Raw genomic sequence first — 14,088 nt, 5'->3', positions numbered from 1 at the left:
GTCGATCCGACAGACGCCGTTGCGCGTCGTCGGACCGCAGCGGCACGCAGGAAGCGTGCCGGCGCGCGGCAGGGCGGCGTCCGCCGGGGATGCGGGCGCCGCCCTGCGTTCAGGAGGCTTCGCGGTAGGGGTTGCGCGGATCCTGGGTCCAGTTGAGATAGGGCTTGCCGGTGTCCTGCGGCACCATTTCGATGCAGTTCTCCACCGGACAGGTGATCTGGCACAGGTTGCAGCCCACGCACTCGGCGTCGATCACTTCGTAGCGGTGCGTACCGTCGGCCCGGGGCAGGCTGGCGATGGCCTGGTGCGAGGTGTCCTCGCAGGCGATATGGCAGCGGCCGCAACCGATGCAGGCGTCCTGGTCGATGCGGGCGATCACCTGGTAGTTGATGTCCAGGTACTTCCAGTCGGTGGTATTGCCCACCGCGCCGCCGCTGAAATCGGACAGCCGCTGGTAGCCATGGCTGTCCATCCAGCGCGCGAGACCGTCCTGCATGTCCTCGACGATACGGAAGCCGTGCAGCATCGCCGCCGTGCATACCTGCACCGCGCCGCAGCCGAGCGCGACGAATTCCGCTGCGTCGCGCCAACTGCCGATACCGCCGATGCCACAGATCGGCAGGCCGCGGGTCTGCGGGTCGCGGGCGATCTCGGCGACCATGTTCAGGGCGATCGGCTTCACCGCCGAGCCGCAGTAGCCGCCGTGGGTGCTCTGGGTGCCGACCACGGGCAGGGCGACCATGCGCTCCAGGTCGACGCTGGTGATCGAGTTGATGGTGTTGATCAGCGACACCGCGTCGGCGCCGCCGCGATGGGCGGCGCGCGCCGACTGGCGGATGTCGGTGATGTTGGGGGTGAGCTTGACGATCACCGGCAGCGAGCAGTGGGTCTTGCACCAGCGGGTGACCATCTCCACGTACTCCGGTACCTGGCCCACCGCCGCGCCCATGCCGCGCTCGGGCATGCCGTGGGGGCAACCGAAGTTCAGCTCGATACCGTCGGCGCCGGTGGCTTCCACCAGCGGCAGGATGTATTTCCACGACTCCTCGACGCAGGGCACCATCAGCGACACGATCAGCGCGCGGTCTGGCCAGTCCTTCTTCACCTGGGCGATCTCGCGCAGGTTGATCTCCAGCGAGCGGTCGGTGATCAGCTCGATGTTGTTGATCCCCTGCACCTGGCGGTTCGGTCCGAAGTGCGCGGAATAACGCGACGACACGTTGACCGCCGCGGGGTCTTCGCCGAGGGTCTTCCAGACCACCCCGCCCCAGCCCGCCTGGTAGGCGCGGACCACGTTGTAGGCCTTGTCGGTGGGCGGCGCGGAGGCCAGCCAGAAGGGGTTGGGCGACTTGATGCCGGCGAATTCGATAGACAGGTCGGCCATCACGCAGCCTCCACGTTGAGCATGAGTTGGGCGTGGATCGCTTCCGCCGCCAGTTTGCCGTGCTGCACCGCCTGCACGGTGAGGTCCTCGCCGAGCGCCACGCAGTCGCCGCCGGCGTAGATGCCGGGGATGCTGGTGCGCATCTGTCCGTCGACCTGGATGCGCTCGCCGTCGCGCCGCAGTTGCGCTGCCAGCGGATCGCCCAGGCTGGCGCCTTCGAAGGCCTGGCCGATGGCCTTGAAGATGGCGTCGGCGGCCAGTTCGAAGTGCTCGCCGGTGTCGCCCAGGCGACCGTTCTCCAGGCGCGTGCGGGCAAAGCGCATGCCGCGCACCCGGCCTTGCTCGTCAAGCAGTACCCGTTCCGGTCGGGCCCAGGTCAGCAGGCGCACCTGGCTGGCCTTGGCGATCTCCTGCTCGTGGCCGGTGGCGCCCATTTCCTCGAAGCCACGGCGGTAGACCAGGTTGACGTCGCGGGCGCCGAGCCGGCTCATCTGCACCGCCATGTCGATGGCGGTGTTGCCGGCGCCGATGACGATGCAACGGTCGGCGACGGGCAGGTCGAGCAGGTCGTCGCTCTGCCGCAGCTCGCGGATGTAGTCGGTGGCGGCGAGCAGGCCGGGGGCGTCCTCGTCTTCCAGGCCGAGGCGCTTGCTGGCGGCCAGGCCGATGCCGAGGAACACCGCGTCGTACTCGTCGTGCAGGGCGCCGAGCGCCAGGTTGTCGCCGAGACGCTGGCCGTGGCGCAGTTCGATACCGCCGATCTGCAGGAGGAATTCCACTTCGCGCCGGGCGAAGTCGTCCACCAGCTTGTAGCGGGCGATGCCGTACTCGTTGAGGCCGCCGGCCTTGGCGCGGGCCTCGAAGAGCACCACGTCGTGGCCGTGCATGGCCAGGCGGTGGGCGCAGGACAGCCCGGCCGGCCCGGCGCCGACCACGGCGATGCGCTTGCCGGTGGCCGGCGAGCGCTTGAACGGATGTTCGCCGAAGCCGGCGTGGTCGAGGGCGTAGCGTTGCAACTGGCCGATCAGCACCGGTGCGCATTCCTGGGCGTTGTTGCGTACGCAGGCCCGCTGGCAGAGGATTTCCGTGGGGCAGACGCGGGCGCAGCTGCCGCCGAGGATGTTCGCCGAGAGGATCTTCTGCGCCGCGCCCTGGACATTCTCCTGGGCGATGCTGCGGATGAACCCGGGGATGTCGATCTCGGTCGGGCAGGCGTTGACGCAGGGCGCGTCGTAGCAGTACAGGCAGCGGGCGCTTTCCAGGGCGGCCTGGCGGGCGTTGAGCGGCGGCGCGAGGTCGGCGAAGCGCTCGGCGAGCGTGTCCGCGCCGGCGTCCGGACGGGGGAGGTGGTTCAGGGAATCGATCACGGTTGTAGCCTCTCTTCTGGTTTCTTCTCGGGGCAGTCAACGGCAATACGGCACCGTCCGGCCTCTACGGGCCGGTCCGGTATTGCGGGAAGGATCAGCGCTCGACGGCGACCGGGCGCTGGCGTTCGGCGCGGCGGCCGAGCACTTCGTACACCGACGGGTAGGCCGGGCGCTCCACGTAGCGTCCGGCGCCGGGTTCGGCGCGCAGGTCGCCGGCGGCCCAGAGCAGCTTGCCCTGGCTGATGGTGTGGCTGGGTATGCCGCGCACGGTGCGACCTTCGAAGATGTTGAAATCGACCCGCTGGTGATGGGTGGCGGCCGAGAGGGTGCGGCTGCCCTGCGGGTCCCAGAGCACCAGGTCGGCATCCGCGCCGACGCGGATCGTGCCCTTGCGCGGGAACAGGTTGAAGATCTTCGCGGTGTTGGTGGAGGTCAGCGCGACGAACTCGTGCATCGACAGGCGCCCGCTGTTGACCCCGGCGTCCCACAGCAGCGCCATGCGGTCCTCGATGCCGGCCGTGCCATTGGGAATCTTGCTGAAGTCGTCGCGGCCCATGGCCTTCTGCTCGGCGCAGAAGCAGCAGTGGTCGGTGGCGGTGGTATGCAGGTTGCCGGACTGCAGGCCGCGCCACAGCGCTTCCTGGTGTTCGACGGGACGGAACGGCGGGCTCATCACGTAGCCGGCCGCGGTGGCCCAGTCCGGGTGGCGGTAGACGCTGTCGTCGAGCAGCAGGTGCCCGGCCAGCACCTCGCCGTAGACCGGCTGGCCCTTGGCGCGGGCATAGGCGATCTCGTCCAGCGCCTCGCGGCTGGAAATATGCACCAGGTACAGCGGCGTACCCAGCGTCTCGGCGATGCGGATGGCGCGGCTGGCGGCCTCGCCCTCGACTTGCGGCGGACGCGACAGCGGATGCGCCTCGGGGCCGGTGAGGCCCTGGGCGAGGAGTTTCTGCTGCAGGTGGAAGACCAGTTCGCCGTTCTCCGCGTGCACCGTCGGCACCGCGCCCAGCTCCAGGCAGCGCTCGAAGCTGGCCACCAGGGTATCGTCGGCGGCCATGATGGCGTTCTTGTAGGCCATGAAGTGCTTGAAGCTGTTCACCCCGTGCTGTGCCACCAGCTCGCCCATTTCCCGGGCGACCTCGTCGCTCCACCAGGTGATGGCGACGTGGAAGCCGTAGTCCGCAGCGGATTTCTGCGCCCAGCCGCGCCAGGTGTGGAAGGCCTCCAGCAGCGACTGTCGCGGGTTGGGGATGACGAAGTCGATGATCGAGGTGGTCCCTCCGGCCAGCCCGGCCGCGGTGCCGCTGAAGAAGTCCTCGCTGGCCACCGTGCCCATGAAGGGCAACTGCATGTGGGTATGGGGGTCGATGCCGCCCGGCATCAGGTACTGGCCACCGCCGTCGAGGACGTCGCAGCCGGAGGGGGTTTCGAGGTTCTCGCCGATGGCCTGGATGAGGCCGTTGGCACAGAGCACGTCGGCTCGATAACTCTCTTCGTGAGTAACCACGGTGGCGCCACGGATCAACAGGGACATGCCGTCTTTCCTCGCAGGCTGACCGGTCGTTGCCGGTTCTTGAAATTGTTTTTTCGCCATGCGCCGAGGACTTTTGTAATCCTGTCAGCGCTGACAGGATTCGAATCTAGATGCTGATCATCGATTGAGCAAGATTATTTTCAAATGGTTGTTTGAGTTTGTAACTTATTGATTTTAAATAATTAAAAATAAATATCACCAAAATGGTGAGGGTTCTCACCATTTTGACGCGCTTGACAAGAATTCAAAAAGGTCGAGATTTCCCATGCAAAATCAGCCGCTTGAAAGCCGTGTTCGAACGGTTGTGGGGAGATGAAAAAAGTTCGCCTGCACTCCTTTGGTTCCTGACCGGGGCGACAGGCTCGCGCATTTCCCCCGGTGACACGCCGGACTGCCCGTCAGCGTGTCACCGACGTTGTCGATGAAGTGTTTCAGATCAGTCGGTTACCTCCAGTAGACCGGCCTGCCCAGTGACGTCGCGGGGTTTTCGGCACGCTTATTGAGTGCCGCCCGCCACGGCATTGTCCGGACCGGAGGTGCAGTACTGGTGGTGCGGTACTCCGGCCATCGCATTAGCCCGATGAGCGAATAACTAAAAGAATTCTGGAGAGGCCCATGCAACAGAGCAGATCGGAAGTGACCGAGCGCGACGGCTTGGTCGAGCTGTCCGCCGGCAGCGACGTACTCGACAGCCCCCGCTACAACCATGACATCGCCCCGACCCGGGTGGAACAGCGTACCTGGAACAGGTGGCACATCACCGCGCTGTGGATCGGCATGTCCATCTGCGTGCCCACCTACACCCTCGGCGGCGTCCTCACCGCCTACTTCGGCCTCAGCGTCGGCGAAGCGCTGCTGGCGATCCTGCTGGCCAACCTGGTGGTGCTGATCCCGCTGACCCTCAATGCCTTCGCCGGCACCCGCTACGGCATTCCCTTCCCGGTGCTGCTGCGCGCTTCGTTCGGCATCATCGGCTCCAACGTGCCATGCCTGATCCGCGCCGTGGTCGCGTGCGGCTGGTTCGGCATCCAGACGCTGTTCGGCGGGCTGGCGATCCATCTCTTCCTCGGTTCGATCTTTCCCGCCTGGAAAGCCCTCGGCGGTACCGGCGAGGTGATCGGTTTCCTCCTGTTCTGGGGGCTGAACCTGTGGGTGGTGCTGCGCGGCGCGGAGTCGATCAAATGGCTGGAGACACTCTCGGCACCGCTGCTGGTGCTGGTCGGCCTCGGCCTGCTGGTGTGGGCGCTGCCGCACATATCGGTCAGCGAACTGCTGGCGCAGCCGCCGAAGCGCCCGGAAGGCGCCAGCGTCACCGGCTACTTCATGGCCGGGCTGACGGCGATGGTCGGCTTCTGGGCCACGCTGTCGCTGAACATCCCCGACTTCAGCCGCTATGCGCGTAGCCAGAAGGACCAGATACTCGGGCAGATCTTCGGCCTGCCGCTGACCATGTTCCTGTTCGCCGCCCTCGGCGTGGTGATGACCGCCGCCTCGGCTTCGCTGGTGGGCGAGACGGTTTCCGACCCGGTCAGCCTGATCGGGCACATCCCCAGCCCCGGCTGGGTGGCGGTGGCGATGGCGTTGATCATCGTCGCCACCCTCTCGACCAACACCGCGGCGAACATCGTCTCGCCGACCAACGACTTCCAGAACATCGCACCGAAACTCATCGGCCGCACCCGCGCCGTCTGGCTCACCGGTTTCATCGGCCTGGCGCTGATGGCCCACGAGTTGCTGAAGAAGCTCGGCTGGATCGTTTCCGACCTCAGCCTGGAAAGCGTCTACTCCAACTGGCTGCTCGGCTACTCCAGCCTGCTCGGGCCGATCGCGGGGATCATGGTGGTGGACTACTTCCTGGTGCGCAGGCAACGCCTCGACCTCGCCGGACTCTACCGCGACGACGTCTACCCGGCCTGGAACTGGCCCGGCTTCGCCGCCTTCGCGGTGCCGGTGGCGCTGACCGTCATGGCCCTCGGCAACCGCCAGTTCCACTGGTTCTACGACTACGGCTGGTTCACCGGCTCGCTGCTCGGCGGCGCGCTCTACTACGGCCTCTGCGGCCGCCGTGCGCGGAGCCCGGCGGCATTGGCCAAACCGCTGCCCTGATGGGCATACAGGCGGCCGGCGAGCCGCCGACACCTACTCCAAGCCTGAGGAGACGACAATGAGCACTGCCCGGAACGTCCTGCAATCCACCCAGCGACACATCGATGGCCAGCGCCTCTGGCAATCGCTGATGGATCTCGCCCGCCTCGGCGCCACCGCCAAGGGTGGGGTCTGCCGCCTGGCCCTGAGCGATCTCGACCGCCAGGCCCGCGATCTCTTCGTGCAATGGTGCGAAGCGGCCGGCTGCACGGTCAGCGTCGATCGGGTCGGCAACATCTTCGCCCGTCGTCCCGGGCGTAACCCGGACTTGCCCCCGGTGATGACCGGTAGCCACATCGACACCCAGCCCACCGGTGGCAAGTTCGACGGCTGCTTCGGGGTGATGGCCGGCCTCGAGGTGATCCGCACCCTCAACGACCTCGGGGTGGAAACCGAGGCGCCGCTGGAGGTGGTGGTGTGGACCAACGAGGAAGGCTCGCGCTTCGCGCCCTGCATGATGGGCTCGGGCGTATTCGCCGGGAAGTTCACCCTGGAGGAGACCCTGGCCAAGCGCGATGCCGACGGTGTCAGCGTAGGCGAGGCGCTGGACGCCATCGGCTACGCGGGAGCGCGCGATTGTCTCGGACATCCGGTGGGCGCCTATTTCGAGGCGCACATCGAACAGGGGCCGATCCTCGAGGACGAGGAGAAGACCATCGGCGTGGTGCTCGGCGCGCTCGGGCAGAAATGGTTCGACCTGTCCCTGCGCGGCGTCGAGGCACACGCCGGGCCAACGCCGATGCACCTGCGCAAGGACGCCCTGGTCGGTGCCGCGGCGGTGGTCGAGGCGGTCAATCGCGCGGCCCTCGGCCATCAGCCGCATGCTTGCGGCACGGTCGGCTGCCTGCACGCCTATCCCGGTTCGCGTAACGTGATACCCGGCGAAGTGAAGATGACCCTGGACTTCCGCCATCTGCAACCGGAGCGCCTGGACTCGATGATCGCCGAGGTCCGCCAGGTGATCGCCGCTACCTGCGAGAAGCATGGCTTGCAATACGAGCTGGTGCCGACCGCCGATTTCCCGCCGCTGTACTTCGACCAGGGATGCGTCGGCGCGGTGCGCGAGGCGGCGCAGGCGCTGGGCATGCCGCAGATGGACATCGTCAGCGGCGCCGGCCACGACGCGATCTTCCTCGCCGAACTCGGTCCGGCGGGGATGATCTTCGTGCCCTGCGAGAACGGCATCAGCCACAACGAGATCGAGAACGCCAGCCCCGACGACCTGGCCGCCGGCTGCGCGGTGCTGTTGCGGGCCATGCTCAAGGCCTCCGAGGCGATCGCCGGCGGCCGCCTGGCGGCCTGAGTGGCGCTTCCATCGAGGCGCCGGCATCGACCGCCTTCTACACGGGGTCGGTAGGGCGAATAACGCCAGGGGCGTTATCCGCCGATGCTCGGCTGGCCGGCGGATAACCGCGTTGCGGTTATGCGCCCTACGTCGCGGTGTTGCGCGGGGTACGGTGGGGCGTTGTCCGCCGATGCGTCGCTGGGGCGGGGCGCGGGGCTCAGATCACCTTGCTGTCGCGCAGCCTTTCCAGCGCGGCCGCGTCCAGGCCGAGGAGCGTCTCGAGGACCTCGTCGGTGTGCTGGCCGAGGGTGGGCGGCGGGTTGCGGTATTCCACCGGCGTCTCGGACAGGCGGATCGGGCTGGCTACCTGCGGCACCGTCCCGGCCAGCGGGTGCGGTAGCTCCACGCGCAGGCCGCGGGCCTGCACCTGCGGGTCGGCGAACACCTGCGCCAGGTCGTTGATCGGCCCGCAGGGCACGCCGGCGCGCTCCAGGGAAAGAATCCACTCGGCGGTGGTGTGCAGCACCGTGGCCTGGCGGATCAGCGGGATCAGCACCTCGCGGTTGGCCACCCGCGCCTTGTTGGTGGCGAAGCGCGGGTCGTCGGCCCATTCCGGGTGGTCTGCCAACTCGGCGAACTTGCGGAACTGGCTGTCGTTGCCGACCGTGAGGATCATGTCGCCGTCGGCGGTGGGGAAGTCCTGGTACGGCACGATGTTCGGGTGTGCGTTGCCCAGGCGCCGCGGCGGCACGCCGGTGGTCAAGTAGTTGAGGGTCTGGTTGGCCAGGCAGGCGACCTGCACGTCGAGCAGGGCCATGTCGATGTGCTGGCCGATGCCGCTAACGTCGCGGTGGGCGAGGGCGGCGAGCACCGCGGTGGAGGAGTACAGCCCGGTGAGGATATCGGTCAGCGCCACGCCGACCTTCACCGGACCGGCGCCTTCCTCGTTGTCGGCGCGCCCGGTGAGGCTCATCAGGCCGCCCAGGCCCTGGATCATGAAGTCATAGCCGGCGCGCTTGGCATAGGGGCCGGACTGGCCGAAGCCGGTGATCGAACAGTAGATCAGCTTCGGGTTGACCTGCTTCAGCGATTCATAGTCGAGGCCATAGGCCTTGAGCCCGCCGACCTTGAAGTTCTCCAGCAGGATGTCGGCCTTGGCCGCCAGTTCGCGAACGATGCGCTGGCCTTCCGGCTGGGTGAAGTCCACCGTCACCGACTTCTTGTTGCGGTTGGCCGACAGGTAGTAGGCCGCCTCGCTGGTGTCGTTGCCTTCGGCATCCTTGAGGAACGGCGGGCCCCAGGCGCGGGTGTCGTCGCCGCTGCCGGGGCGCTCGATCTTGATCACCTCGGCGCCGAGGTCGGCGAGGATCTGCCCGGCCCAGGGGCCGGCCAGGACACGGGACAGGTCGAGTACGCGGATATGGGAAAGGGCGCCGGGCATGACGGTTCTCGCTGCTGGGGGCTGGAAACGGAAATGGCCGGGAAGACGGGTTCCTTGCCCGTCCCCCCGGCGGCCGGCGCGCTACCGTGAAAAAGCGCGCCGGGGTGTTGCTCGGTGGCTCAGAAGAATGCCTGGATGCCGGTCTGCGCGCGGCCGAGGATCAGCGCGTGGACATCGTGGGTGCCCTCGTAGGTGTTCACCACTTCCAGGTTGACCAGGTGGCGGGCGATGCCGAATTCGTCGGAGATGCCGTTGCCGCCCAGCATGTCGCGGGCCAGGCGGGCGATGTCGAGGGCCTTGCCGCAGCTGTTGCGCTTCATGATCGAGGTGATTTCCACCGCCGCGGTGCCTTCGTCCTTCATCCGCCCCAGGCGCAGGCAGCCTTGCAGGGCCAGGGTGATCTCGGTCTGCATGTCGGCCAGCTTCTTCTGGATCAGTTGGTTGGCGGCCAGCGGGCGGCCGAACTGCTGGCGGTCGAGCACGTACTGGCGGGCGGTGTGCCAGCAGAATTCGGCGGCGCCCAGGGCGCCCCAGGAGATCCCGTAGCGCGCCGAGTTCAGGCAGGTGAACGGACCGCGCAGGCCGCGCACTTCGGGGAAGGCGTTCTCTTCCGGAACGAACACGTTGTCCATCACGATCTCGCCGGTGATCGAGGCACGCAGGCCGACCTTGCCATGGATCGCCGGGGCGCTCAGGCCTTCCCAGCCCTTCTCGAGGACGAAGCCGCGGATCTGCCCTTCGTCATCCTTGGCCCAGACCACGAAGACGTCGGCGATCGGGCTGTTGGTGATCCACATCTTGCTGCCGCTCAGGCGATAGCCGCCGTCGACCTTCTTCGCCCGGGTGACCATCGAGCCCGGGTCGGAACCGTGGTTCGGCTCGGTCAGGCCGAAGCAGCCGATGTATTCGCCGCTGGCCAGCTTGGGCAGGTACTTCTGCCGGGTGGCTTCGTTGCCGAATTCATGGATCGGCACCATCACCAGCGAGGACTGCACGCTCATCATCGAGCGATAGCCGGAGTCGACGCGCTCGACTTCGCGAGCGATCAGGCCATAGCAGACGTAGTTGAGGCCGCTGCCGCCGTAGGCTTCGGGAATGGTCGCGCCGAGCAGGCCGGTCTCGCCCATCTCGCGGAAGATCTTCGGGTCGGTCTGTTCGTGGCGGAAGGCTTCGAGCACGCGCGGGGCCAGCTTGTCCTGGGCGAACTGCTGGGCGCTGTCGCGAACCATGCGCTCTTCTTCGGTGAGCTGCTGGTCCAGCAGCAGGGGATCTTCCCAGTTGAAGCTAGCTTTGGTGGCCATGCGTACATCCTCGTCAAGCGGTAGCGGAGGCTGGCGTGGGCCAGCCGGAATGGAAGCATCCTAAGAGCCTAGCGAATGGGGCGGCAAACGAGGAATTCGCACGCACTTGTGCTATTTTCTCACTCCGAGAAAATGAGTCTCGTATTTCATGCCCTTGAAGAGGCGCGAGGAATCGTGACCTGGGCGTCATAGATGCGAAACCGGCACTCCGGAGTCCTCCATGCGACGCAAGATCCCTTCCACCGCCGCGCTGGTCAGCTTCGAATCCGCCGCGCGCCACGAGAGCTTCACCAAGGCGGCGGAGGAGTTGTCCCTGACCCAGAGCGCGATCTGCCGGCAGATCGCCACGCTCGAGGAGTTCCTCGGTGTCGAGCTGTTCCGTCGCTCGCGGCGCGGGGTCAAGCTCACCGAGGCCGGGCTGTCCTATAGCCGGCGGGTGGCGGTACGCCTCGACGCGGTGGAGCGCGACACCCTGGCGGTGATGGGGCACCAGGGCGGCGGCGCGATCGAACTGGCGGTGGTGCCGACCTTCGGCACCCAATGGCTGTTGCCGCGGCTCAAGCGTTTCCAGCGGCTGCACCCGGAGGTCACGGTCAACCTGACCAACCGCACCCGCCCGTTCCTCTTCGCCGACACCGAGTTCGACGCCGCGCTGTACTTCGGCGACGCCGACTGGTCGGGTACCGTCTCGCATTTCCTGATGCGCGAGAATCCGGTGCCGGTGTGCAGCCCGGAGCTGCTGGGCGGGCGTCGAACGCTGAGCGCCGAGCAGGTCGCCGGGCTGCCGCTGATGCAGCAGAGCACCCGGCCCTACGCTTGGCGCCAGTGGTTTCACTCCCAGGGACTGAACGTCGCCCACGACATGAGCGGGCCGCGCTACGAGCTGTTCTCCATGCTTGCCCAGGCGGCCATGCACGGCATGGGCGTGGCCCTCATACCGCCCTTCCTGATCCAGGACGAGCTGGCCGACGGAAGGCTTATCGTGCCCATGCAACATGCCTATTTGAGCGAGAATGCGTATTACCTGATCATTCCCGAGCGCAGGGTCGAATCGGCGATGCTCAATGCCTTCCGCGACTGGCTGGTGGAAGAGGCCAGGCAGTACCGCGAGGCCAACGGGCTGGGCTGAACGCGCAGGAACATCGGGTGGCGCAGGCAGGACGCGCCGCCCCCGGGACCGGGCCGATCCGCCGGGTCCCGCGGAGCCGCGGCGGCGATACCGCCGGGCATCCTCCACGACGGCCAGGATGGCGGCCGCGGAGCACCACACCAGGAGTTCACATGAATTTCCACACCCGCAAGTGGGTCAAGCCAGAAGATCTCAACCCCAACGGCACCCTGTTCGGCGGCAGCCTGCTGCGCTGGATCGACGAAGAAGCGGCGATCTACGCGATCATCCAGCTGGGCAACCAGCGCGTGGTCACCAAGTACATTTCCGAGATCAACTTCGTCAGCTCGGCGCGCCAGGGCGACATCATCGAGCTGGGCATCACCGCCACCGACTTCGGTCGTACCTCGCTGACCATGACCTGCCACGTGCGCAACAAGATCACCCGCAAGAGCATCCTCACCATCGACAAGATGGTCTTCGTCAACCTCGGCCCGGACGGCCTGCCGGCGCCCCACGGCAAGACCGAGATCACCTACATCAAGGACCAGTTCAAGGAAGACGAAGTCCTGCCCTGAGCGGCGCGACGAGCGGCCGGCACCTGTGCCGGCCGCCGTGTTTCAGAACAGCCGGGTGAGCAGCCAGTAGAGCGAGGCCGAGAGCAGGATCGCCGCCGGCAGCGTCAGCACCCAGGCCATCAGCAGGTTGCGGATGGTCTTCCACTGTAGCCCCGAACCGTTCGCCGCCATGGTCCCGGCCACCCCGGAAGACAGCACATGGGTGGTGGAGACCGGCAAGCCATACAGGTCCGCCGCGCCAATGGTCAGCATCGCCACGGTTTCCGCCGAGGCGCCCTGGGCGTAGGTCAGGTGGGTCTTGCCGATCTTCTCGCCGACCGTCACCACGATGCGTTTCCAGCCGACCATGGTGCCCAGGCCGAGGGCGATGGCCACGGCGATCTTCACCCATAGCGGGATGAACTTGGTGGCGTCGTCGATCTTCTGCTTGAACGCCTGCAATTTGCCGCGGGTGTCGGCGTCGAAGCGGCCGACGCCGTCCTTGTCCATCAGGCGGATCGCCTCGGAGGTCAGGTACATGTCGTTGCGCACGTTGCCCATGGCTTCCGCCGGTACCCGCGAGAACGCGCCATAGCCTTTCACTTCCTGGCCGATCGAGCCGGTCAGGGCGGCCAGCGCCGGGATCAGCTCAGGCGATGCCTGCTTGCTGCGCACGTAGTCGGAGAGTACCTGGCGCGGATCGGCCGGCGCCGGTTGCGGCGCGCTCTTCACCAGCGCTTGCTGGGTGACCTCGGCGACGGCGGCGAACTGCACCGCCTGGTCCGCCGGCATGGTGCGGTTCAGGGCGTAGGCCATCGGCAGGGTGCCGACCAGGATCAGCATGATCAGGCCCATGCCTTTTTGTCCGTCGTTGGAGCCATGGGCGAAGGACACCCCGGTACAGGTCAGGATCAGCAGGCCGCGGATCCACCAGGGCGGCGGCGCCTTGCCCTTCGGCGCCTTGTACAGCGCGCGGTTCTTCACCAGCAGGCGCAGCGCCAGGAGCAACAGGGCGGCGCAGGCGAAGCCGATCAGCGGCGAGAGCAGCAGGGAGTAGCCGACCTTGGTCGCCTGGCCCCAGTCCACCCCGCTGGTGCCATCGCGCCCATGCATCAGCGCGTTGGCCACGCCGACGCCGATGATCGAGCCGATCAGGGTGTGCGAGGACGACGCCGGCAGGCCCAGCCACCAGGTCCCGAGGTTCCACAGGATGGCGGCGATCAGCAGGGCGAAGACCATGGCGAAGCCGGCCGAGGAACCGACCTGCAGGATCAGTTCCACCGGCAGCAGGGCGATGATGCCGAAGGCCACCGCGCCGCTGGAGAGCAATACGCCGAGAAAGTTGAAGCAACCCGACCAGACCACCGCGAAGTGCGGCGGCAGCGAGTGGGTGTAGATCACCGTGGCCACCGCGTTGGCGGTGTCGTGGAAGCCGTTGACGAACTCGAAGCCGAGGGCGATCAGCAGGGCCACGCCGAGCAGCAGGAAGGGCGTCCAGGTGGTGATCGTGGAACCGACGTCATCGACGTCCTGCATCAGGCTGTAGGCGCTGAACAGCAGTCCGGTGGCGAGCACGGCGAAGAATACGAGGGCGGTGAGGCGGCCGGGACGCTGCTCGAGATGGGGCTTGTGCGCGTTGCCGGCGGCACTGACGACGGCGTCGGCGGGAAGGACATCGGAGGTCATGGTGCGGGTCCGCGCTGGGGATGACCGGCACATGATGGGCAGGCGATTGTGACAAGTTATGTCTTGCGCATACCGGCTTCGTCTGGCGAAGAAAGGACAAGGGCCGCGGGAGGCCGCCGGAAGCCGGATGGGGTCGGGCGCCAGGCGGCCTGCCCGCTGCGGCCGCGAAGATTAATGAATTCCTGTGGCGAGTGCCATCATTTCGTCGCTAAAAAGTTGGCATGTTGAGGGATTTGCCGATCCGGACACGCGCGGGGAAGGCGAGAGCCACTGGACTAGA

Annotated in this window: 10 protein-coding genes; 4 read left to right on the top strand and 6 right to left on the bottom strand. The window is 67.0% G+C overall.

Annotation, left to right across the window (positions count from 1 at the left end):
• Positions 1-109: 109 nt before the first annotated feature.
• From preA to hydA, 3 genes are all read right to left on the bottom strand, one after another.
• Positions 110-1,387: an NAD-dependent dihydropyrimidine dehydrogenase subunit PreA gene (preA, locus tag HMPREF3014_RS17170; RefSeq protein WP_003118829.1), complete on the bottom strand. Its 1,278-nt coding sequence runs from the start codon at positions 1,385-1,387 to the stop codon at positions 110-112.
• Positions 1,384-2,751, bottom strand: a complete 1,368-nt coding sequence (locus tag HMPREF3014_RS17165) for an NAD(P)-dependent oxidoreductase (RefSeq protein ID WP_014602397.1) — start codon at positions 2,749-2,751, stop codon at positions 1,384-1,386. The genes preA and HMPREF3014_RS17165 overlap by 4 nt, the downstream gene beginning before the upstream one ends.
• 94 nt (positions 2,752-2,845) lie before the next feature.
• Entirely contained in the window at positions 2,846-4,285 is a 1,440-nt protein-coding gene (gene hydA / locus HMPREF3014_RS17160; protein WP_023086911.1) for a dihydropyrimidinase, read from the bottom strand.
• A gap of 615 nt (positions 4,286-4,900) precedes the next feature.
• On the opposite strand from hydA, the gene HMPREF3014_RS17150 reads away from it, so the two are divergent.
• Positions 4,901-6,391 (top strand): NCS1 family nucleobase:cation symporter-1, encoded by a 1,491-nt coding sequence (locus HMPREF3014_RS17150; RefSeq protein WP_003084674.1) that lies wholly within the window; start codon positions 4,901-4,903, stop codon positions 6,389-6,391.
• Positions 6,392-6,449: 58 nt separating this feature from the next.
• On the top strand, positions 6,450-7,733 hold the full coding sequence (locus HMPREF3014_RS17145; RefSeq protein WP_003084676.1) for a Zn-dependent hydrolase: 1,284 nt from the start codon (positions 6,450-6,452) through the stop codon (positions 7,731-7,733).
• A 199-nt stretch (positions 7,734-7,932) separates the two neighbouring features.
• Here the strand turns inward: HMPREF3014_RS17145 and HMPREF3014_RS17140 are convergent, their stop codons facing one another.
• Together HMPREF3014_RS17140 and HMPREF3014_RS17135 are read right to left on the bottom strand one after the other, a co-directional pair.
• Positions 7,933-9,156: a CaiB/BaiF CoA transferase family protein gene (locus HMPREF3014_RS17140; protein WP_023086912.1), complete on the bottom strand. Its 1,224-nt coding sequence runs from the start codon at positions 9,154-9,156 to the stop codon at positions 7,933-7,935.
• Between the two features lie 119 nt (positions 9,157-9,275).
• A complete protein-coding gene (locus HMPREF3014_RS17135) occupies positions 9,276-10,457 on the bottom strand; it encodes an acyl-CoA dehydrogenase (RefSeq protein ID WP_003084682.1) in 1,182 nt (393 codons plus the stop codon).
• A gap of 220 nt (positions 10,458-10,677) precedes the next feature.
• Here HMPREF3014_RS17135 and HMPREF3014_RS17130 point away from each other — a divergent pair, with 220 nt between their 5' ends.
• Positions 10,678-11,586, top strand: coding sequence for a LysR family transcriptional regulator (locus tag HMPREF3014_RS17130; protein ID WP_003109731.1), 909 nt, complete (start codon positions 10,678-10,680; stop codon positions 11,584-11,586).
• A 152-nt stretch (positions 11,587-11,738) separates the two neighbouring features.
• Positions 11,739-12,143: an acyl-CoA thioesterase gene (locus tag HMPREF3014_RS17125; RefSeq protein ID WP_003084686.1), complete on the top strand. Its 405-nt coding sequence runs from the start codon at positions 11,739-11,741 to the stop codon at positions 12,141-12,143.
• A 42-nt stretch (positions 12,144-12,185) separates the two neighbouring features.
• Here the strand turns inward: HMPREF3014_RS17125 and HMPREF3014_RS17120 are convergent, their stop codons facing one another.
• Positions 12,186-13,808, bottom strand: coding sequence for an inorganic phosphate transporter (locus HMPREF3014_RS17120; protein WP_023086913.1), 1,623 nt, complete (start codon positions 13,806-13,808; stop codon positions 12,186-12,188).
• Between the last annotated feature and the right edge of the window lie 280 nt (positions 13,809-14,088).

This window comes from Pseudomonas sp. HMSC065H01, from assembly GCF_001815235.1.
GTDB lineage: Bacteria > Pseudomonadota > Gammaproteobacteria > Pseudomonadales > Pseudomonadaceae > Pseudomonas > Pseudomonas aeruginosa.
Note: the sequence above shows the minus strand (reverse complement) of the source record. Positions and strands in the feature narration are given on the sequence as shown.

What these genes read in the sequence shown, in the direction of transcription:
- hydA (WP_023086911.1), bottom strand. Translation starts at nt 4,285, where the DNA reads ATGTCCCTGTTGATCCGTGGCGCCACCGTGGTTACTCACGAAGAGAGT.
- HMPREF3014_RS17150 (WP_003084674.1), top strand. Translation starts at nt 4,901, where the DNA reads ATGCAACAGAGCAGATCGGAAGTGACCGAGCGCGACGGCTTGGTCGAG.
- HMPREF3014_RS17145 (WP_003084676.1), top strand. Translation starts at nt 6,450, where the DNA reads ATGAGCACTGCCCGGAACGTCCTGCAATCCACCCAGCGACACATCGAT.
- HMPREF3014_RS17140 (WP_023086912.1), bottom strand. Translation starts at nt 9,156, where the DNA reads ATGCCCGGCGCCCTTTCCCATATCCGCGTACTCGACCTGTCCCGTGTC.
- HMPREF3014_RS17135 (WP_003084682.1), bottom strand. Translation starts at nt 10,457, where the DNA reads ATGGCCACCAAAGCTAGCTTCAACTGGGAAGATCCCCTGCTGCTGGAC.
- HMPREF3014_RS17130 (WP_003109731.1), top strand. Translation starts at nt 10,678, where the DNA reads ATGCGACGCAAGATCCCTTCCACCGCCGCGCTGGTCAGCTTCGAATCC.
- HMPREF3014_RS17125 (WP_003084686.1), top strand. Translation starts at nt 11,739, where the DNA reads ATGAATTTCCACACCCGCAAGTGGGTCAAGCCAGAAGATCTCAACCCC.
- HMPREF3014_RS17120 (WP_023086913.1), bottom strand. Translation starts at nt 13,808, where the DNA reads ATGACCTCCGATGTCCTTCCCGCCGACGCCGTCGTCAGTGCCGCCGGC.